This is a genomic window from Streptomyces sp. HUAS TT11 (assembly GCF_051553595.1).
In the GTDB taxonomy this organism is placed as follows: domain Bacteria; phylum Actinomycetota; class Actinomycetes; order Streptomycetales; family Streptomycetaceae; genus Streptomyces.
This window is the reverse complement of record NZ_CP196184.1, coordinates 8931228-8951480: the sequence shown is the minus strand read 5'-3', so window position 1 is coordinate 8951480 and position 20253 is coordinate 8931228. Positions and strand designations below refer to the sequence as shown.

19 protein-coding genes are annotated in these 20253 nt (G+C 69.6%); 13 read left to right on the top strand and 6 right to left on the bottom strand.

The features are described 5' to 3' along the window. Positions 1 to 24: 24 nt before the first annotated feature. The 8 genes from ACSHXN_RS40245 (at position 25) to ACSHXN_RS40210 (ending at position 10353) form a co-directional block, all read left to right on the top strand. Positions 25 to 1620 (top strand): ethanolamine ammonia-lyase reactivating factor EutA, encoded by a 1596-nt coding sequence (locus ACSHXN_RS40245; protein ID WP_356114402.1) that lies wholly within the window; start codon positions 25 to 27, stop codon positions 1618 to 1620. 254 nt (positions 1621 to 1874) lie between these two features. Continuing rightward, a complete protein-coding gene (locus ACSHXN_RS40240) occupies positions 1875 to 2978 on the top strand; it encodes an ABC transporter substrate-binding protein (protein WP_438305962.1) in 1104 nt (367 codons plus the stop codon). A gap of 40 nt (positions 2979 to 3018) precedes the next feature. Beyond that, positions 3019 to 4128, top strand: a complete 1110-nt coding sequence (locus ACSHXN_RS40235; RefSeq protein ID WP_355138381.1) for an ABC transporter substrate-binding protein — start codon at positions 3019 to 3021, stop codon at positions 4126 to 4128. 6 nt (positions 4129 to 4134) lie between these two features. Next, positions 4135 to 5940 carry an ABC transporter permease gene (locus tag ACSHXN_RS40230; RefSeq protein ID WP_355803545.1) on the top strand — a complete coding sequence of 602 codons (1806 nt, stop codon included), beginning with the start codon at positions 4135 to 4137 and terminating at the stop codon, positions 5938 to 5940. 18 nt (positions 5941 to 5958) lie between these two features. Then, positions 5959 to 7095 (top strand): ABC transporter ATP-binding protein, encoded by a 1137-nt coding sequence (locus ACSHXN_RS40225; protein WP_356294133.1) that lies wholly within the window; start codon positions 5959 to 5961, stop codon positions 7093 to 7095. A 3-nt stretch (positions 7096 to 7098) separates the two neighbouring features. Beyond that, complete coding sequence (locus ACSHXN_RS40220; RefSeq protein ID WP_356294131.1) at positions 7099 to 8328, top strand: MFS transporter; 1230 nt, start codon at positions 7099 to 7101, stop codon at positions 8326 to 8328. Between the two features lie 53 nt (positions 8329 to 8381). Next, positions 8382 to 9449, top strand: coding sequence for a cupin domain-containing protein (locus ACSHXN_RS40215; RefSeq protein ID WP_438305958.1), 1068 nt, complete (start codon positions 8382 to 8384; stop codon positions 9447 to 9449). Positions 9450 to 9465: 16 nt separating this feature from the next. Further along, positions 9466 to 10353 carry an AAA family ATPase gene (locus ACSHXN_RS40210; RefSeq protein WP_355138373.1) on the top strand — a complete coding sequence of 296 codons (888 nt, stop codon included), beginning with the start codon at positions 9466 to 9468 and terminating at the stop codon, positions 10351 to 10353. 68 nt (positions 10354 to 10421) lie between these two features. Here ACSHXN_RS40210 and ACSHXN_RS40205 read toward each other — a convergent pair whose 3' ends face one another. Continuing rightward, a complete protein-coding gene (locus ACSHXN_RS40205) occupies positions 10422 to 11432 on the bottom strand; it encodes a cupin domain-containing protein (RefSeq protein ID WP_355803535.1) in 1011 nt (336 codons plus the stop codon). Between the two features lie 118 nt (positions 11433 to 11550). Next, a complete protein-coding gene (locus ACSHXN_RS40200) occupies positions 11551 to 12339 on the bottom strand; it encodes a FadR/GntR family transcriptional regulator (protein ID WP_355803533.1) in 789 nt (262 codons plus the stop codon). A gap of 100 nt (positions 12340 to 12439) precedes the next feature. Here ACSHXN_RS40200 and ACSHXN_RS40195 point away from each other — a divergent pair, with 100 nt between their 5' ends. Together ACSHXN_RS40195 and ACSHXN_RS40190 are read left to right on the top strand one after the other, a co-directional pair. Further along, entirely contained in the window at positions 12440 to 13204 is a 765-nt protein-coding gene (locus ACSHXN_RS40195; RefSeq protein WP_356114397.1) for a class II aldolase/adducin family protein, read from the top strand. Positions 13205 to 13268: 64 nt separating this feature from the next. After that, positions 13269 to 14366, top strand: a complete 1098-nt coding sequence (locus tag ACSHXN_RS40190; protein ID WP_438305954.1) for an ornithine cyclodeaminase family protein — start codon at positions 13269 to 13271, stop codon at positions 14364 to 14366. 64 nt (positions 14367 to 14430) lie between these two features. On the opposite strand, the gene ACSHXN_RS40185 is transcribed toward ACSHXN_RS40190, so the two are convergent. Then, positions 14431 to 15477, bottom strand: coding sequence for a Gfo/Idh/MocA family protein (locus tag ACSHXN_RS40185; RefSeq protein WP_438305952.1), 1047 nt, complete (start codon positions 15475 to 15477; stop codon positions 14431 to 14433). A 312-nt stretch (positions 15478 to 15789) separates the two neighbouring features. On the opposite strand from ACSHXN_RS40185, the gene ACSHXN_RS40180 reads away from it, so the two are divergent. Beyond that, positions 15790 to 16803, top strand: a complete 1014-nt coding sequence (locus ACSHXN_RS40180) for a DUF4331 family protein (protein WP_355138361.1) — start codon at positions 15790 to 15792, stop codon at positions 16801 to 16803. 304 nt (positions 16804 to 17107) lie between these two features. Here the strand turns inward: ACSHXN_RS40180 and crcB (ACSHXN_RS40175) are convergent, their stop codons facing one another. From crcB (ACSHXN_RS40175) to crcB (ACSHXN_RS40165), 3 genes are read right to left on the bottom strand one after another with little or no spacing between them, the layout of a single operon-like run. After that, a complete protein-coding gene (gene crcB / locus ACSHXN_RS40175; protein ID WP_355138359.1) occupies positions 17108 to 17482 on the bottom strand; it encodes a fluoride efflux transporter CrcB in 375 nt (124 codons plus the stop codon). Continuing rightward, positions 17479 to 17829, bottom strand: coding sequence for a DUF190 domain-containing protein (locus tag ACSHXN_RS40170; RefSeq protein ID WP_383357990.1), 351 nt, complete (start codon positions 17827 to 17829; stop codon positions 17479 to 17481). The genes crcB (ACSHXN_RS40175) and ACSHXN_RS40170 overlap by 4 nt, the downstream gene beginning before the upstream one ends. Beyond that, positions 17826 to 18311, bottom strand: coding sequence for a fluoride efflux transporter CrcB (gene crcB, locus ACSHXN_RS40165; RefSeq protein ID WP_355138355.1), 486 nt, complete (start codon positions 18309 to 18311; stop codon positions 17826 to 17828). Before crcB (ACSHXN_RS40165) ends, ACSHXN_RS40170 begins: the two co-directional genes overlap by 4 nt. Positions 18312 to 18660: 349 nt before the next feature. On the opposite strand from crcB (ACSHXN_RS40165), the gene ACSHXN_RS40160 reads away from it, so the two are divergent. Next, on the top strand, positions 18661 to 19155 hold the full coding sequence (locus ACSHXN_RS40160) for an inorganic diphosphatase (protein ID WP_355138353.1): 495 nt from the start codon (positions 18661 to 18663) through the stop codon (positions 19153 to 19155). Between the two features lie 119 nt (positions 19156 to 19274). After that, positions 19275 to 20075, top strand: coding sequence for a GNAT family N-acetyltransferase (locus ACSHXN_RS40155; RefSeq protein ID WP_383357991.1), 801 nt, complete (start codon positions 19275 to 19277; stop codon positions 20073 to 20075). The last annotated feature ends 178 nt before the right edge of the window (positions 20076 to 20253 follow it).

The window sequence follows — 20253 nt, the reverse complement described above, 5'->3', positions numbered from 1 at the left end:
ACAGGAAGTTGAGGAGCGGGAACCGTGCGGCACGCCGAAGACCACAACCATGACGACGGGGTGCGCACGGTTCATTCGGCGTACCTCCCCGACCACGACCATGTGCACGACGACGACGTGGCCGGGGCGCTCGAGGACAACCCGATCTGGCAGCAGGACAACGTCACCCTGCACAGCGTGGGCATCGACATCGGGTCCTCCGGCACCCAGGTCGTCTTCTCCCGCCTGCATCTACGCCGTATCGGCGAGGATCTGACCAGCCGGTACCTCGTGGTGCGGCGGGAGACCCTCCACCGCTCCCCGGTGGAGCTCACGCCCTATGCGAGCGACGAGTACATCGACGCCGAAGCCCTCGGCGCCATCATCGACGTGGCGTACAAGGAGGCGGCCGTCGATCCGGCCGACGTCGACACCGGTGTCGTGATCCTCACCGGCGAGGCGCTGCGCCGGCGCAACGCGGAGGCGATCGCCGCCGTCCTCGCCGAGCACGGGGGCGAACTGGTCAACGCGAGCGCCGGCCATCATATGGAGGCCATGCTGGCCGCCTACGGCTCAGGGGCCGCGAAGGCGTCGTACGACACCGGGCGGCGCATCCTCAACGTCGACATCGGTGGCGGGACCACCAAGCTCGCCGTGCTGGACCGGGGGCGGGTCGTCGCCACCGCCGCCGTGCACATCGGTGGCAGACTCCAGGTGGTCGACGCCGCGGGACGTATCGTCCGGCTCGATCCGGCCGGCCGTGTGCACGCCGAGCGGGCCGGGTTCGCGGGCTGGACGTGCGGTGACACAGTCCGCGGCGATGAACTGGACCGCGTGGCCGAGACGATGGCGGACACCCTGGTCCAGGCCCTCACCGCGGCAGCGCCCTCCGAACACGTCCGGGCCCTCTTCCTCACCGAGCCGTTGCACGAACTCGCCCCGGTCGACGGGGTGATGTTCTCGGGCGGGGTCGCCGAGTACGTCTACGACAGGGAGCGTACGGACTTCGGAGACCTCGGTCGCCGCCTGGGACGCGCGCTGCGGCAGCGCCTGGACGACGGTGCGCTGCCGTATCCCTTGCTTCCGCCGGGCGAGTGCATCCGCGCGACGGCGGTGGGCGCATCGGAGTACAGCGTCCAGCTCAGCGGCAACACCGGGTTCATCTCCGACCCCGACGCATTGCTGCCGCGCCGCAACCTGCAGGTGCTCAGACCGGCGTACGAACTCGGCGAGAGGGTCGACAGCGGTGCGGTCGAGTCGGCGGTCCGCCGGCATCTGGTCGCCCTGGACGTCGCGCAGACGGGTGCGGACATCGCCCTCGCCCTGACGTGGAACGGGCCGCCGAGTTACGACCGGCTGCTGCCCTTCGCTCGCGGCATCCGGGACGGGCTCGCCGAACGGTTCGCACAGGGAAGGCCGTTGTACGTCGTGCTCGACGGCGATGTCGCACTCACGCTCGGCCGGCTGTTGCGGGACGAGCTGGACGTCACCGTCGGTCTGCTCGTGATCGACGGGCTGAGCCTGCGGGACTTCGACTACGTCGACATCGGACGGGTGCGCTTCCCGTCCCGCACGGTGCCGGTCACGATCAAGTCGCTCGTCTTCGGACCGGATCCCGGCCGAACCCCCGTCTCGCCATGACGCGAAACCCAGGGGCGTGAACCCCTCGTCCCCGGGCCGTAACAATAAAGTAAAGCTCTTGTCCGATGGTTAGACCATAAGACCGACCCTGCTGTTTTATGCAGGAACCCGGCACACGGACGGACGCGAACCGCAGCCGCAAGCCGCCCCGCCGACGACTCACCACTTCGCCGTCGGCGCGACCGCACGCTCCCCCACGCTCTGTGCCCTTCCCGTCCGCCCTCGAGCCATCCGCTTCGTCCAAGGAGTGTGCGATGCGTCAAGGTGCTCTGCCCACCGGCCTTCTGGTCGGCGGCCTTCTCCTCACCGGTTGCGGCGCCTCGCCGACGACGGGCACCACCGGCTCCGCCCCCGACAAGAGTCCCTACGCCGCATACGAGTCCCTCGCCGGCAAGGCGCGCACGGACAAACTGCTCGCCGACGCCAAGAGCGAGGGCGGCGTACTGGACCTGTACACCTCCAACACCGACATCCAGGACCTCGTCGACGGGTTCCAGAAGGCCTACCCGGGCATCAAGGTCCACGCCTTCCGGGCCAACTCCGAGACAGTTCTGCAGCGTGCGCTGCAGGAGAACCAGGCGAACAAGCCGCAGAACGACGTCATGGACACCAACGACCTCGAACTGCGGGCCCTGGACGGCCAGCACCTGCTCCACGCCTACAAGGGGCCCGCCGAAGCGGGCCTGAAGGACACCGCGAAGAACCTCGGCGGATGGACGGCGGAACGGTTCAACGCCTTCGTGGTCGGCTGGAACACCGACAAGGTCGCGGCGGGCCAGGAACCGAAGGACTTCGCCGACTTCGCCGACCCGAAGTGGAAGGGCAAGCTCTCCGTCGAGGTCGGCGACTGGGACTGGTACGCGTCGATGCACACGTATCTGACCGAGGAGAAGGGCATGAGCCCGTCCGCCGTGGACGCCCTGTTCAAGAAGATCGCCGCCAACATCAAGGTCGTCAAGGGCCACACTGTGCAGGGTGAATTGCTCAGCGCCGGCCAGTTCGCCGTGGCCCTCTCGGTCTACAGCCACACCATCGACAAGGCGGCCAAAAAGGGCGCGCCCGTGGCCTGGCGGCCCGCCGTCGAACCGGTCATCCTCCGCCCGAACGGCATCGCTCTGATGGCCCGTCCACGTCACCCGGCCGCTGCCCTGCTGTGGACCGACTGGGTGCTCACCGAGGGCCAGAAGATCATCGCCGAGTCGCTGCGGATCCCGGCGGCCAAGAACGTGCCCGGCTACAAGGACCCGATCCCGGCCGGTACCACCACCTACAGCCTGTCGAAGACCGCCGAGACCGACACCAAGAAATGGAACACCGCCTACGACGCGCTGCTGCGCGGCGTCCCCACGGCGGGCTGACCGCATCCCCCTTCACGCCCTTCTCCAGGAGAGCACCCGCATGAGGACCCGTAACACCACCCTCGCCCTGGCCGGACTACTCGTCGCGGCCGCCACCACCGGATGCGGCGGCGCCGTCACCACGGCGTCCAACGCCAAGGCGGACGGCACCTACGCGCAGATCGCCGCCCTCCCCAAGGACCAACAGGTCGCCAAAGCCAAGGAGCTCGCCCAGAAGGAGGGCAGAACTCTCTCCCTCTACACCTCGATGACCGCGGACATCGCGACCCCGATCGCGCAGGCCTTCGAGAAGCAGTACGGCATCCACGTCAGCGTCTTCCGCGGCAACTCCGAGACGGTCCTGCAGCGGGCCCTGCAGGAGGCGCAGGCCGGCAAGGCCGGCGCGGACACCGTGGAGACCAACTTCCTGGAGATGACGGCCCTGTCCGACAACAACCTCCTGGCGGACTTCAACGGCTCCTCACTCGACAAGGTCGAGCCGGCCGGCAAGTTCGCGCACTGGACGGCGAGCCGGCTGAACGTCTTCCAGCCCGCGTGGAACACCGACCTGATCAAGCCCGCCGACGAGCCGCACAGCTGGGAGGACCTCGCCCTGCCCAAGTACAAGGGCAAGCTGACCCTCGAGGTCAGCGACAGCGACTGGTTCGAGAACGTCACCAAGTACTGGCTGGATCACGGCAAGTCGCAGGCCGAGGTGGACACGCTCTGGAAGGCCATCGTCGCCAACTCCAAGGTGTCCAAGGGTCACACGACGATGATGCAGTTCCTCTCCGCCGGCCAGTCGCCGATGGAGGCGATGAACTACACCTACATCACGGACCGCGCGGCCGAGAAGGGCGCCCCCGTCACCCACCTCCCGCAGGGCGGGGTGTCGAAGATACCCGCCTTCGCCCGGCCCAACGGCGTCGGCATGATCAAGAACGCGCAGCACCCGGCCGGCGCCTGGCTCTTCTACAACTGGCTGCTCACCGACGGCCAGAAGGAACTCGTCAAGCTCGGGCTCACGCCGTCGACGAAGGTCGCCGGGGACAAGAGCCTCACCGGCCTCACCCTCGTCCCCTTCGACGTCAAGGGCCTCAGCAAGGACGACGGCTCCTGGGACAAGAAGTACGACGCGCTGCTGCGCGGCGCCGCCACGACGGGGAGCTGACCACCGATGACCCTCGCACCCACGTCCACGACCGCCCGGGACGACGGCCCCGAGGCCCGTCCCGGACACACACCACAGCCCGCGGAGGACCGCAGGGCGCACCGGCTGCTGCGCCTGCTGCGGCGCCCGCTGTCCCTGCAGGGCCTGCTGGTCGGCGGCGCCGTCGTCGTGGTCGGATACCTGGCGATCGTGCCCCTGGGCTACCTGGTCCACGACACCTTCCTCAGCGCCGACGGCAGCGGCCTCTCCTTCAACGCGTTCGCACGTGCCTACGGCGGCAACTCGCAGTCCGGCGAGATGATGCTGAACTCGCTGTGGTTCGCCCTCGGTTCGGCCGCCCTCGCACTTGTCCTCGGCACGGCCCTCGCGTATGTGCAGGTTCGGACGGACACCCCGTTCAAGGGACTGTTCTTCGCGGCGTCGCTTGTACCGCTCATCGTGCCAGGCATCCTGTACGCCACCTCGTGGATCTTCCTCGGAGATCCGTCGAGCGGGCTTCTCAACTCACTCGTCTTCAAGCCCCTCTTCGGCTCCTCCCCGATCAACATCTACAGCGTCTGGGGCATGATCTGGGTGCAGGGGCTGCACCTCGCTCCGGTGGCGTTCCTGCTGATGGTGGCCGCCTTCCGGGCGATGGATCCCTCGCTCGAGGAATCCGCTGCCATGTCGGGCGCCAACCGCCTCACGGTCCTGCGGCGCGTCACGGTTCCGCTGCTGCGGCCGGCCATGATCTCCGCGGCACTGCTGATGTTCGTGCAGTCCCTGGAGAGCTTCGAGGTGCCGGGGCTGCTCGGACTGCAGAACGGCATCTATGTGTTCACGAGCCGGATCTACTTCGTCCTGCGGGCCTACCCCATCGACTACGGAGCCGCCGGCGCCTACGCCATCGGACTGCTGGTCATCGCGGCGGTCGGCGTGCTGGTCTCCAGCTGGCTCCAGCGCTCCTCGCGCAACTTCCAGACGGTGACGGGCAAGGCGTTCCGGCCGCGCCCGGTCGAGCTGGGCCGGGCGCGACCGTTCGTTGGCGCCGGAGTGATCCTCTACTTCCTGCTCACGGTGGTCCTGCCGGTCGCCGTCCTCGTCTACGCCTCACTGCTGAAGTACTACGCGGCGCCGACCCGCAAGACCCTCAGCCAGATGAGCCTGGCCAACTACCGTGCCGTGTTCGACATGCCGCTGGCCTTCACGGCGCTGAAGAACTCGCTCATCGTGGGCGTGGGCGCCGCGACAGCGGTGATGCTCCTGACCGCGATCGTCTCCTGGGTGGTGCTGCGCACCAAGGCCCCGGGACGACGGCTGCTCGACCTGCTGGCCTTCACCCCCATCGTGATCCCCGGTCTTGTCCTCGGTCTCGCGCTGTCGTTCGTCTATCTGCGCATGTCGCTGCCGATCTACGGCACGCTGCTCATCCTTCTGGTGTCCTACTGCACGCGGTACCTGCCGTACGGCATGCGGTACTCCTCGTCCGCGATGGCGCAGATGTCACCCGAGCTGGAGGAGTCGGCGGCGGTGTCCGGCGCCTCGTGGTTCCAGACCTTCCGCCGCGTGCTGCTGCCGCTGATGAGCGGCGGCATCCTGGCCGGCTGGGTCTACATCCTCGTCGTGTCCTTCCGTGAGCTGTCCAGCACGATCCTCCTGTACAGCCCCGGCAAAGAGGTGCTGTCGGTGCTGATCTGGGAGCAGTTCGAGAACGGCCAGTTCACCACCCTGGCCGCCCTGGGCGTCTGCATGGTCGTCCTGCTCGTCGTCCTCGTCTCCATTGCCTACCGCCTGGGTGCCCGTTTCGGGCTGCAGAGCGACTCCGCGAACTGATCGAAGGGACCTTCAGCGATGTTGACGGTCGAATCCCTCAAGAAGAGTTACGACGACACCGCCGGGCGTGCCTCCGGGCGGCGATCCGACGCGGGCACGCGCGTGTTCGCCGTCGGCGGGGTCGACTTCGAGGTGCACGACGGCGAGTTGTTCACGCTGCTCGGCCCCTCCGGCTGCGGAAAGACCACCACCCTGCGCTCCGTCGCGGGCCTGGAACGCCCGACGGAAGGTCGGGTGACACTGGGCGGGCGCGTGCTGTTCGACTCCAAGCACGGTGTCAACATGCGCGCCAACCAGCGCGGACTCGGCATGGTCTTCCAGTCGTACGCCATCTGGCCGCACATGTCGGTCTTCAAGAACGTGTCGTTCCCGCTGGAGGTGATGCCCCGCGCCAAGCGCCCCGGCCGCAAGGAGATCGAGGACCGTGTCGGCCAGGTCCTCGAGGTCACCGAACTCGGCGCCTACGCGGCCCGGGCCGCCACCAAGCTCTCGGGCGGCCAGCAGCAGCGCCTGGCCCTGGCCCGTGCCCTGGTGACCCGGCCCGAGCTGATGCTCCTGGACGAACCGCTGTCCAATCTGGACGCCAAGCTGCGCGAGACGATGCGTTTCGAACTCAAGCGCCTTCAGCGGGAGTTGAATCTGACCGCGATCTACGTCACGCACGACCAGTCCGAGGCGCTGGTCATGTCGAACCGCATCGCGGTGATGAACGAGGGCCGCATCGAGCAGATCGGCAAGCCGCGCGAGATCTACACCAAGCCGGCCACGCGGTTCGTCGCCGAGTTCATCGGCACCTCCAACTTCATGGAGGCGAAGGTCGTCTCGGTCTCAGGCGGTGAGGTCCAGGTGGACGCGGCACAGGGCCGCCTCGTGGCCCATGGGGTGGAGGCGACGCCCGCGGTCGGTGACACGGTACTCATCTCGATCCGTCCCGAGTGCGTCGACCTGTCCCGCGAGCGGCGGGGCGATGTGCCCAACGAGTGGTCGGGTACGGTCCTCACCCGCGCCTTCATGGGCGACGTCGTCGACCACATCGTGGGGGTGGGCGATCTGGAGGTCCGCAACCGGTCCAATCCCAACCTGTCGATCCCGCCGGGCACCGAGGTGCACTTCTCGGTCGCCCCGGACAAGGTGACCCTCGTCCCGGTCGACTGACCGATGGCGATACCCGAGGTACTGCGCAACAGGGACTTCGACCTCTACTGGGGCGGCGTCGTCCTCTCCCAGATCGGGACCAGGGGCGCCGTCGCCGCCAACCTCTACCAGGTCTACCAGCTCACCGGCTCGACCGCGCAGGTGGGACTGGTGGGTCTCGCCCAGGCGGTGGCCCTGCTGGTGCTGTCACCGATCGGCGGGATCTACGCCGACCGGCTGGACCGCCGACGCCTGCTCCAGGTCACTCAGGGCGTCGCACTGCTGGTGTCGGCGGCCCTCGCCGCGATCACCCTGGCCGGTGCCGCCACGGTGTGGTCGGTCGTGGTCTCGTCGCTGCTGGCGACGGCGGCCGCGACGTTCGACCAGCCCGCGCGGCAGGCGCTGATCCCGGCGCTGGTGCCGCGCGAACGGCTCGTCGAGGCGTTCGCGCTGCTCAACCCGTCGCGCGAACTGGCCATTCTGGTGGGCCCCGCGTTCGCGGGTGTGCTGATCGCCGTCGGCGGCCCGGGGGCGGTGTACGTCTTCGACGCCGCCACCTATGCCGCGCTCGTCGTCGTCCTCGCCCTGCTGCGGGTGCCTCCCCTGGCGGGCGGCGGCGAGCGGCGGTCCCTGCTGGGGAGCCTGCGGGAGGGCGTTCGCTACGTGGCGGAACGGCCCGTGGTCTGGCAGTTGATGGGCCTGGACATGACCGCCACGGTGTTCGGCGCCTACCGGGTGCTGCTGCCCGCCTTCGCCGCGGACGTCCTGCATGTGGGCGCCACCGGCTACGGACTGCTGTCCGCGGCCCCCTCGGCGGGCGCGCTGATCGGCTCGGTATGGGTGTTCCGGCTGGTGCGCACGGCGCGCGCGGGCCGGATCGTGCTCTGGGGCACGGCTGCGTACGGCCTGGCCGTGGTGGGCCTGGCCCAGTCGCGCACCTTCCCGGTGGCGATCCTCATGGCCCTCGCCCTGGGGGCGGCGGACGCGGTCGCGACCACCGTCCGCCATGCCGCGGTCCAGGTGGAGACGCCGGACGAGTTGCGCGGCCGGGTCTCCGCCATCTACCAGATGTGTTCGCGCGGCGGTCCGGCGATCGGCGACTCGGTAATGGGCCTGGCCGCCGGCGCGCTCGGCCCGGTTCTGGCACTGACCCTCGGCGGACTGGTCCCTGCCGCCGTGTCGGGCGCGAGCGCGGCCCGCAGCCGCACGGTACGCGAGTACAGCGTGCCCACGGCCGAGCCGGCCACCTCCTGATCACCTCCTGATCCTCCGACTCCGTGTGTATTTCGTTCCGTTGGGAGACACGCTTGAGTACGCACACCACGACCGAGGTCACTCACTACCACGTGCAGAAGCGTCGACGAGCCGCCTTCATCGAGGAGTGGCGGAAGAACCAACGCACCGTCGTCGCCCTCGAGGACGTCGAGATGCACCCCACCGAGCGGGGCAGCCGCGTGGGCGTCTACGTCGGAGCCGACGGCGACCGGCCCACCCGCACGATGGACGCGCTGGCGCATGAACTGGACCCAGGGACCGTGACGATGCTGCACCGGCACTCGTGGGACGCCATGGTGTTCGTGGTGGCCGGCCGGGGCTGGACCGAGATCGACGGCAAACGCATCGACTGGGGACCGGGTGACTCGCTGCACCTGCCCGCCTGGTCCTGGCACCGCAGCGGCAACGAGGGCGAGACCACGACGCGCTACCTCACCTTCTCCAGCGCACCGCTGCTGGAGACGATGGGCATGGCCGTTCTCGAGGACGCGGGCCACACCCCGGTGTCCGAACTGCCGCCGCGCCCGCCGTTCTCGCCGGGACGCGACGGCGCCGACCCGTACGCGACGCGGCTGCGGCGACTCGCCCGCGACCAGGAGGCGCGCCGCTCGGGCCGGCTGCACACCAGTTGGGACGAGCTGGAGCTGCGCAACACCCCGCGCGGCACGCGCACCACGTTCCTGCTGGACCGCGCCATCGGCTACCAGGCCTCCGGCATCACGATGGCGATGTTCGAGATCGCTCCGGGCCGCGCCCAGTCGATGCACCGGCATCCCGGCGAGGCGTGGCTGTATGTCGTCGAGGGCAGCGGCGAGAGCTACCTGGGCGCCGAGCCGGAAGGCGGCGAGCGGCACCCGTGGAAGAAGGGCGACATCATCGTCGTCGACCACTTCCTGTGGCACCAGCACATCAACTCCGCGACGGACCGCACGGCCAAGGTGGTGCGCATCCACATGTTCGACAGTCTGCTGGAGACGATGCGCGCCCTGTGCGATCCACTGGTGCTGTTCGAGGAGCCGCCGGAGCACATCCGGGACGCGCAGGCCGGCGACCCCACGACCGTCCAGTGGCCGGCGCTCACGCGCCCCACCTGGCCTTGAACGGGGGCCGCAAGCGGTGAGCACTGCACTGCCGCACGGCGTCGCCGGGATCCATGCGTTGCCCGCCGATCACCATGACGGGCCGTGGGACTCGGTAATCATCGACCCACGGGTCAAGGAGAGGCTGCTCGCGACCGCCGTCCTCGTGCTCAGGCACGGGCGGCGGCTCGCGGGTTCGCCCGTGGCACCGCACGGTCTGATCGTGCTGGCCGGACCGCCCGGCACCGGCAAGACGACGCTGGCCCAGGGGCTCGCGCAGGCCGCCGCACGCACTGTGGCGCCGCACGGTGCGACGACGCTCGTCGAGGTCGATCCGCACGCCTTCCCCAGCGAGATGCTGGGCGAGAGCCAGCGTGCCGTCTCACGGCTGTTCCGCGAGACGCTCCCGGAGCTGGCCGCACGCCGGCCCCACACCCTGGTTCTCGTCGACGAGGTCGAGGCGCTCGCGGTTCGGCGCCACGCGGCGTCCTTCGACACCAACCCGGTCGACGTCCACCGGGCCACCGACGCCGTGCTCAGTGGTCTGGACTCGTTGCGGGCGCAGCGCCCCGGCACCCTGCTGGTCGTCACGACGAACTTCGCCGAGGCCGTCGACGAGGCGTTCCTCTCCCGCGCCGACCTCGTGGTGCACACCGAACTGCCCGACGAGTCGGTGGTCCCGCTGATCGTGGCCGACTCGTTGCAGGGCCTGGCGGCGCAGTGGCCCGAACTGGCCGCGCTGGCCGAGGACACGGCCTTGCACCAGCGGGTGGGTAAGCTGCTGACCGGTCTGGACGGGCGGCGGATCCGCAAGACCGTGCACGGGGCGCTCGCGCTGCGCCTGGAGACGGCCCGGGAGCCGGCTCTGTTGAGCGTCGACGACCTCGTCGCCGCCGCGGAGGAGGCCGCGACGTCTCGCCCGTGACAGACATGTGCACGGGATGACTTCGGCCCCACACCTGGCAGGGTGCGGGGCCGAAGTGTTCCGGTGCGTCAGGCGTTCTGCCCGGCCCCGTATTCGGGAGCGTCCTCCATGAAGTGCACCGTGTCGTACCCGAGGTGCTTGAAGACGCGGTTCTGCGCGGACAGCAGCCGCAGCGGCGTACCGTCGTAGGAGAAGAGCTGGCACACGTGGTTCTGCGGCACGTACAGCGTGTCGCCCTTGGTGATCTCGTGCCGGGTCGGCTCCAGGGCGACCCGCGCGTAGTACTTCTCCGCGATCTCCGCCTCGACCTCCCATTGGAGTGCGTATCCGCTGCCGTCGAGCACGTAGTACACCTCGTCGGCCATCTTCCAGTACTTGCCCGAGCGGCTGCCCGCGGGGATGTCGAGCTCGAAGGCGTCGATGGAGAAGATGCGGGCGTCGGTGCGTTCCGGCGAGGACATCACCCGGACACGGCCGAGCGGGGTGTTCTCCCAGGTGGTGTCGGCCAGGGAGATGACCTTCTTGCGGTCCGTGACGCCGGGTGTCCAGATCCGGGACCAGTCCTCACGGGGCCCGAACGCGGCCTCGCGCTCGACCGGGCCGCTGCGGCCCTGCTGCCACAGGCCCATGAACATCCAGGTGCTCTTGGCCTTCACCACCAGCGCGGTGGCCGTCTCGTCGTAGGGGTTGAAGTGGCGGTGCACCGAGTCGGTGTGGACGAAGACGAGGTCGTCCTTGGTCCAGTCGTAACGCTGGTCGTCGTGGATCTCGTAGCCCCGGCCCTGGAGGATGTAGAAGGCCGCCTCGTTCTGGTGTCCGTGCCCGTGATTGCTTGACTCGGGCGGCAGTTCGACGAAGTGGACCTGGATCGTCTGGGTGAGGAAGTCCTCGTCCCCGGGTCCGACCCGCCACCACGTCCGGGACTTCTCGCTGTCGCCCGAGTGCGCCACCTTCGCGTCGTCGACGACCACGGAGTCGTCGCGGACCCGCTGGACGGCGAGCTGCCTGCGACGGAACTCACCGAGCCCGTACGTCTCCGAGGTCAGGCCGCGGACGAAGACTCGTCCCTTCTTGCCCATGGTGCCTCCTGTGATGGCCGAAGCCTTTCAAACGCCTTATGGTCTAACCATAATGCCTTCGCCGGGAGCACAAAAGAGCCCCGGGCCCAACCGGACCCGGGGCATGGCACTTTCGGGATCAGCCGCGCCGGCCGTCGCCCTTCACCCTGGACGCCGTCCGCTGCAGATGCGTACGCATGATCTCCGTCGCGGCCTCGGCGTCACGTTCGGCGATGGCCTCGACGAACTTGCGGTGCTCCTTCGATCCGCGGTGCCCCATCTGCGGTTCGATGCTCTGCGCCTCACGCAGGCTCATCAGCAGCGGGCCGTGGAAGGACTGGACGAGCATCTCGATCGCGCCGTTGTGCGTGCACGCGGCGACCCGGGTGTGGAAGTCCGCCGACATCTCCATGTCGTAGGTGCCCTGCTTGACCGCCTCCGCATGCTCGTCACACAGGGCGCGGAGCGCGTCGAGGTCCTCCTCCGTGGCGCGCTCGATGATGAGAGGCACGATGCCGAGCTCGAACACGAGCCGGGCCTCGGTGACCTCGGTGGCGGTCAGCGGAGACAGCGACAGCAGATCGGCGAGCCCCTCGCCCACCCGCCGCGACGACGGCGCCGTCACGAACGCGCCGCCGCGGGCGCCGAGCCGGATCTCGACAAGGCCGCTGGCCTCCAGGCTGCGCAGCGCCTCACGCACGGTCACCCGGCTCACCCCGAACTGCGTACACAGCTCGCGCTCACTGGGCAGCCGGTCACCGGGCTGCAGGCGCTCCTCCTTCAGGAGCATCCGGATCTGGTCGACGATCAGCTGCGAGACACGACTCGAGGAAACCGCCTTGAACAGGCCCTCGGCCGGTGCGGCCGCCTTGACGGGGTTCTCGGCTTCGGTGTCAGCACGCTGAGCCTGGCTGGGTCGCGATGGCATGTGCGCATTGTCCCATGACCAGGAGCTTTATTGACGCCCTTCGTCGCAATGGCTTAAAGTCATACCAACAGGCCAATGCAGTGGACGCGATCCAAGGGGTGTGCGAATCCAGGTGGAGTCCTACGAAGCCCTTCGTGACCGCGTCGCCGTCGCCTGTCGTGTACTCGCCGTCACAGGCCTCGTCGAACACATCCTGGGCCACGTGAGCGCCCGGACCGGCCCGGACACCCTGCTGATCCGCGGACGCGGCCCCGCCGAGCGCGGGCTCGCCTTCACGGTCGTCGAGGACGTGCAGCAGGTTGACCTCGCCGGCACCGGCCCGACCCCCTCCGGATGGAAGGCGCCGAGCGAACTGCCCATCCACACCGAGATCCTGCGGTCACGGCCGGAGGTCACGGCCGTGGTGCACGCCCATCCGCCCGCTGTGGTCGCCGCGTCCGTGGCCGACCTGCCCTGGCTCCCCCTCATCGGCTCGTACGACATTCCGGCCGCCCGGCTCGCCCAGGACGGGATCCCCGTCTGGCCCCGCTCGGCCCTGATCCGCAGGCGTGACCTGGCCGAGGAGATGGCGGACCACCTGGGGGACCGCCCCGTGGTCGTACTGCGCGGGCATGGACTCGTGGCCGTCGGCACCGGCGATCCCGCCCACGCCGTCGCCGAGGCCGTCACCCGGGCCCTGGCGGTGGACTCCCTGGCGCGCACGACCCTGGCCGTGGCGGCCACCGGCGCGCCTCTGCGCCCGATTCCCGTCGAGGACATCGACGAACTGCCCGACCTCGGCCCGGGGTTCAACGTGTCGGCGATGTGGCGCCACCTTGCGGCCCGGGCGGAACACGAGGGCCCGAGCGTGCCCCTGCGTCCCTGAACGGCCCCGCGGTTCTCTCCGGGCCCAGGCCCGTCCCCTCCCCTGCACGGCCGAACGGAGGATCATGCTCGTCCTGAACAACGACGTCACGGCCACCGTGCTCACGATGCCCGACGTGGTGCGCGCGCTCGAGGAGTCGTACCGGGATCTGGCCGAGGGGATCGGCGTGTGCCGCCCCCGCATCGATCTGGCCCTGCCGGTGGACGACGAGCGCGTCTACCAGTGGGGGACGATGGAGGGCGGCTCGGCGCGCAGCGGCTATGCGGCCATCCGGATGAAGTCGGACGTGCTCACCGAAGCCGGTCCCCCCGGCCGTCGCACGCAGGAGAAGTACTGCGTGCGGCCCGGGAAGTTCTGCGGCCTGGTGCTCCTGCTGGACACCCGCACCGCAGAGCCCGTCGCGCTGCTCAACGACGGGCTGTTGCAGCACCTGCGCGTAGGTGCCGACTCGGCCATCGGCGCGCGTCTCGGTGCCCGGGAGGACGCCCGTGTGCTGGGCCTGCTCGGTTCCGGCGGCATGGCGCGCAGCCACATCGAGGCCTTCCTGACCGTCCGCCCCCTGGAACGGGTGCAGGTCTACAGCCCCACCCGTTCCCACCGCGAACGCTTCGCCGCCCGGATGCGGGAACTGCACGGCCTGGAGGTGGTGGCGGTCGACGACCCCGAGACCGCCCATCGCGGCGCCGACCTCGTGGCCGGCTGTACCGACGCGGTCGGCGACGTCGTCCTGGGCCGCCGGCTGCACCCGGGCACGCACGTCACCTGCATCGGCGGACGCCCGGACTCCCACGCACGAGAGCGCTTCGACGTGTGGCTGCGGCTCGGCAGCGCCAGCGTGCCGTCGTCGGCGCCCGGCTGGGCGACCGACGACGAGTACGTGACCTACCGCGCCCGCCCGGAGGCCGCGGTCTGGGACCGCCATCAGCACGGCAGCGGATCGCGCCGGCCTCCGGGCGACACACGGGTCGTCCACCTCGAGGCCGTACTGGCCGGACGTGCCCGGGCCCGGGACGACGACCACCAGGTGACGTTCTCCGAACGCGGCAACATCCAGGGCGCCCAGTTCCACGCCCTCGCGGCGATCGTCTACGAGCGTGCCCGTGAACGCGGCCTGGGCCACGAGATCCCCCGTGAGTGGCTGTTGCAGGACATCCGGGACTGAAAGCTCCCCCACGCGCCTTCGGCCGCACACGTGTTTCGCGGCCCCCGGCGGTCGCCGGAACGGGTCACCCGGCCGAGGCCTGGTCCTTCGATTCACCGCGCGGCGGCAACCCGGAAGCGCGGTAAATGCTGTCGAGGACGCCCATGTTCGTCACCGCGTCCCTGGCGGAAGTGAGGACCGGACCGCCGTCGAGGACAGCGGCGGCGAACGCCTCCAGCTGGCTGGCATAACTCGACGGGTTCCGCGGCACACGCTCACGCCGCACCGCGCGCCCTCCCGCGCCGCGCGGCGCGCGGATCGTCAACCGGTGGTAGAGCTGGGGCATCAGGAAATTGGTCACGCTCAGCTCGCCGCTCACGCCGACCGCGCGGGCCCGGATCGACAGCACATGACGCGACCACATGGACGCCCGGACCCGGCCGGTCACCCCGTCCGGGAATTCGAGTTCGGCACTCATCGCACGGTCGATGCGCGGGTCCTTGCGCAGCGTCAGCATCCTGGCCGAAGTCACCGCGGGGTCGCCGCTGCCGAGCAGCCGGACGACGTGCACGGCGTAGCAGCCTGCGTCCATCGTCGCGCCGCCTGCAAGCGCGTAGTCGTACCGGATGTCGCTCAACCGGGGCAGTGGAAAGCACACTTCGGCTTCGACGTGACGCAGTTTCCCCAGTTCGCCGCCCTCCACGATCGCGCGCATCCGTTCGGCGAGCGAGTGGTGGCGGTAGTGGAAGGCCTCCATCACCACCAGGCCGCTGCGCGCGAACGCGGCGTCGGCGGCGTCCGCGACGCGTTCGGCTTCGGCACGGTTGGCGGCGAACGGCTTCTCGCACAGCACGTGCTTGCCGGCCTCGAGGGCTTTCACGGTCCATTCGGCGTGCAGCCCGTTGGGCAGGGGCACGTACACGGCGTCCACCTGCGGGTCGGCAAGCAGTGCGTCGTAGTCGGTGTGCACGACCGGGATGCCGTGCTTTCGGGCGAACGCCTCGGCGCGTTGTCGGTCCCGAGCCGCGACGGCGGTCACGGCGACCCGCGGCAGCAGACGTGCGGGCTTGATCAGCGCACTCGGCGCGATGGCGGCAGCCCCGAGCAGGCCGATCCGAAGGTTGCTGGACACGGGGCCCAGTGTGCCAGCCGTGCCGGTGGATGCAGAAGCGGGAGCGGGCGCCGGAAGAACTCCGGCCACGGGACGACGGGCGACGGCCAACAACCCTCTCCGGCAAGGCCGTCGCGAGCGAGCACAGGTCCGGCCGTCCATTCCCGTCCGTCCGACGTACGAGGTAACGACTCCGCCCCATTTATGAGTATTTGTGCTTCACTGTCCGCATCGCATGTGCCGCTCCTTGTCCGCAGGGACGAGTCACCCGCGATACCCCAGCGCCCTGACCCCGACTGGGGGTTGCCCGTCACCAGCGAAGGGACATGCAGGATGTCGAATCACTTCACCGGTCTCAGCCTCGGCCCGCCGCTCGGAGACCAGCGACTCGACCTCTGCGACCTCTTCGCGTTCCAATCCCTCACCGACCCGGCGAAGACGGTTCTCATCCTCAATGCCAACCCGAACGCCGACGCCCTGCACCCCGATGCCATCTACCGCCTGAACATCGACAGCAATGGGGACTACCTCGCCGAAACGGCGGTCAGCTTCGTCTTCTCTCCCCCGCAGGACGGTCGTCAGACGTTCAGCGTCCACGTCGCCAAGGGAGATGAGGCCCGATCACCCGAAGCCGTCGGCCAGAAGGTGGTGAGCGACGCCGAGGTGTCGTTCGGTACCACGGCGCACCCCGTCTCCTCCGGTGCCTGTACGTTCTTCGCCGGCAGCCGAAGCGACGCCTTCTTCTTCGACTACGACGGGATCAAGAACCTGTTCGACACCAGCGGCGGCAGAAACTTCACCGCCCCCCATCTGGGCGGCAAGTCGCCATGGACGGGCGTGGACTCCAACCTGGAGGCCAACGTGTTCTCGATGGCCCTGGAAGTACCGACGAGCGAGCTCCACGACGACTCCGAGATCCGTGTCTGGGGTCGTTGCAGCGTGCGGGAGAACGGCCGTCTCATCCATGCCGACCGTGCCGGTCACCCTTCGGTCAGCAGTTTCTTCAACACCGACGAGACGAAGCTGGAGTACAACGCCGGCGAGCCGGTGAACGACCGTGAACGCTGGACCGACCAGTTCGTCCACCTCATGGGCCATACCGGCAACTACACGCGCGAGGAGGCGATCGCGGCGATCGACGCCGACCGCATCCTGCCCGACATGCTGGTCTTCGACCCGTCCAAGCCCGCGCAGTACCCCAACGGCCGCGTCTTCACCGACGATGTCATCAACTACCGGCTCTCGTTCCTCTCGAAGGGCGACATCCCGCCCACCGGGCTCGAGCCGCACACCGACCTTCTCAACGAGTTTCCCTACCTCGGCAACCCGCACGCGAAGACGACATAGCGGGGTCGCTCGTACGGCGCCGCCCGGCCGCGGCCGACTCACGTCCGTCCCGGCCGGACGGTGCTCAAGACGGTCGGATCCGGACCCGGTGCAGGACGGCGCCCCTGGCTCGCCGCCGCTCCTCGGCAGCGGCGACGACCACGGCGCGGCCGTACGTGCGCCGTCGGAACCGCTTGGTGATCCCCGACAGCGCTCGCCGAGAAGGGGATGCCGTGCCGAGGCCTCGCGGCAAGCCGTCGCCCACCCGATGCCGACACGACGCCGTTCATGGTGCTGCCGGACGGACAGCAGCCGCGCACCGCGGTCAGGCCCAGATCGACTGGGCCAGTGCGGCCCCGGTGAAGGCGGCGCCGAGGCCCGCCACGATGCTGGCCACGGCGTTCGCCGCGGCGAAGAAGCGGGCGCCCTCCTCGGCGAGCCGCAGCGTCTCGTAGGACAGGGTGGAGTACGTGGTCAGCGCCCCGCACAGACCGGTGCCGACCAGGAGCTGGAGGTTGGACGACATACCGCCGGCGAGGACCGCCCCGGTGATGAATCCGAGGGTCATGGAGCCGACCACGTTGACGGTGAAGGTGCCCCACGGGAAGACGGTGTCGTGCCGCGACTGCACGGCCCGGTCGGTCAGATACCGCATCGGTGCTCCGACAAAGGCGCCCGCGATGACCAAGAGCCAGTTCACGCGGTCTCCTTCCTGTCACGGCTGTAGCGGATGACCTCGCACTCGTCGAGGATCACCAGGCCCTCACCGACCAGTTCGTCCAGCTCGGGCACGAAGGCGCGCACCCGGTCCTCGGAGTCCACGATGACGATCGCGACGGGCAGGTCCTCGCTCATCGACAGCAGCCGCGAGGTGTGGATCAGGGAGCAGGCACCGAATCCTTCGATTCCGCGGAACACGCTGGCGCCGGCGAGACCGGCGGCGTGCGCACGGTGCACGATCTCCGAGAAGAGGGGCTTGTGATGCCAGGTGTCGTTCTCGCCGATGAGAATCGTCATCCGCAGGGCGGTTCCGGTCAGTCTCGTCATGACTGCCTCCACTCGACGACGCGGCGGGTCAGGTTGGCCCCGCTCCACACAGCGGCGAGCGCCGCCAGCATGGTGGCGGCCAGGTAAAGAAGCCCGATGGGAGCGTGACCGCCGTCGACCAGGCGCTGGATGTCCACGGCGTAGGTGGAAAAGGTGGTGAAGCCGCCCAGGACGCCGGTGCCGAAGAAGGGCCTGACCAGCCGGTGAGCCGCCCACACATCAGTGATGATCACCATGAAGACACCGATGACGGCACAGCCGATGACGTTCACCCAGAACGTCGTCCAGGGAAACGCGCCCGGCGCGGTCGGCCACAGCAGAGCCGCTGCGTAGCGGGCGCAGGCGCCGAGGACACCGCCGACCGCCACGGCCGCGATGACCTGCCATTGCCCACGGCGCAGCTCACGCCGCTGCGCGGGCACACGCAGATCGACGTCCGGATCGGTGGGTTCGTTGATCACTCGGGATCGGGCCTCTCCCATACGGGTCTCCTACTCGCACAGCGCCGGGCATGCCCAGGACGCACTCCATTGCAAGCAGGGACCGTTGGCGGCAACATCGCCGCGGTTGGGTACGGCGGGCCCCACCGCCGTGCGGCCCATGGGGCCGCTGCTGTCACCAGCGTAACGTGACGCGCCGGGGTCTCTCGACGGGGCTCCGGATCCCGCGGCCGAGGACCTTGCGCCATACCGGGCGTCCTTTGGAGCGATCGCGTCGGCGCGGGACACTGGTCGTGGGACGTGGATGGTGACGCCGGCCCGCCGCAACCGCGCCCCGCAAGCACTGACGGCCTCTACTCGGACCAGGACCTGGTGACCGGAGGAGGTGCCGATGCCCAAGATCGCCATCACGGTCGACGCGACCGTCGCAAGCACGATCCGGCGCGACGGGGAGACCGCCGAGCCTTCCGCGGACGTCCAGCCGGAGGCGCACGGAACCGGCGGCTGGCCGGTGGGCCACGGTTGCGTCGTGAACACACTCGGTGACGACGGACGACCACTCGAAGCACTGGTACTGATGTGCGAACCGGCACTCCCCGGTGACGACCTCCAGGCCTGGCCCGTCGCGACACTCCGCCTCTCGACGCCGGGGCGCGACGTGAACGAGGTGCTGTGTGTCGCCGAAGACCCCTGCTTCGGCGACCTCGCGGATACCGGCGACCTCCCCCGCTGGCACGCGGAACCCGACGTATGGGCCGAGGCGCTCGCCCGCCTCACTCCCGGCCGCACCTACCAGGTCGCCGGATGCGGGCCGGCCCGGGAAACCGAAGAACTGCTCTCCGCGGCCCGCCACTGCTATCTGCGGCTCACCGGCTGCCTCGAATGAGAGCCCTCCGGGTGTCCGGTGTGTCCCCGCCGTGAACCGGTTTGCTCACGATCGGCCCCGGGTGCGCACACCGACGGTCCCCGAAGCGACCACGTCGGACGCGATCATAGGATCGGCGCATGAACGCCGATCTCCTCGAGCCGTCCCGTGTGGACGCCGCAGCGCGCGCCTGGGGCGCCGCACTGCTCCACATCGCCGGCGCCGACCCCCGCATGCGCCAGGAGGCCGGCCGGGACGAGACATGGATGGTGGTCACGGGCAGCCCCGCGCCCTCCGTCAACGGAGTCTTCTGCCTCGCCCGCGTCCCCGCGCCTGACCAGGTCGAACTGCTCGCCGACCGGGCGGCGAGCACGGCGGCGCAGTACGCGGGACCTGTGTCGTGGTCGGTCCAGGTACGGTCCCGGCCCGCAGAGGCGATCGTGCGGACGGCGGCCACGCACGGCCTCACGGCGCAGTCCTGGGAGCCCTTCATGGTGCGCGACCTCGAGGCCGCACCGGACGGCGCGCCCTCCGACTCGCCGCTGCGGATGCGAGCCGTCGACGGAGCGGAAGCCGACCTCTACGCCACCACGCTGGGCGCAGGCTTCCAGGCGCCCAAGGAGATCTTCACCCCGCTGTTCACGGCGGCCGTGCTGGACGCCCCCGGCATCACCGCCTACCTCGGCGAGGTCGACGGCATCCCTGTGGCCACGGGGATGGGCATCCTCGTCGACGGCCATATCGGCGTCTTCAACATCTCGACCGTGGCGGCGCACCGCAAGCGGGGGTACGGGGCCCTGATGACCGAGCACGTCGTGCGCCAGGGCCACCACGGGGGCGCGCGCACCGCCTACCTGCGCGCCAGCGACATGGCCGTGTCCATGTACGCATCGCTCGGCTTCACCGTCGCCGAACACTGGACCTACCTCACCGCGCCCTGACCGACGGGCGCCGGAGCACGGTGGCTCGGCCCGGGGCCTCACCACCGTCGCTGATCCAGCGTCCCCTCCTCGCCCAATTCCTGTAGCTCCACGAGGAGATGAAGGGCTCTGTTCGGTCCGCGTCCAGTGGACCTTCGGCCCGCCGGAACACCCCACCACGAACCCACTGGTCCCCTGG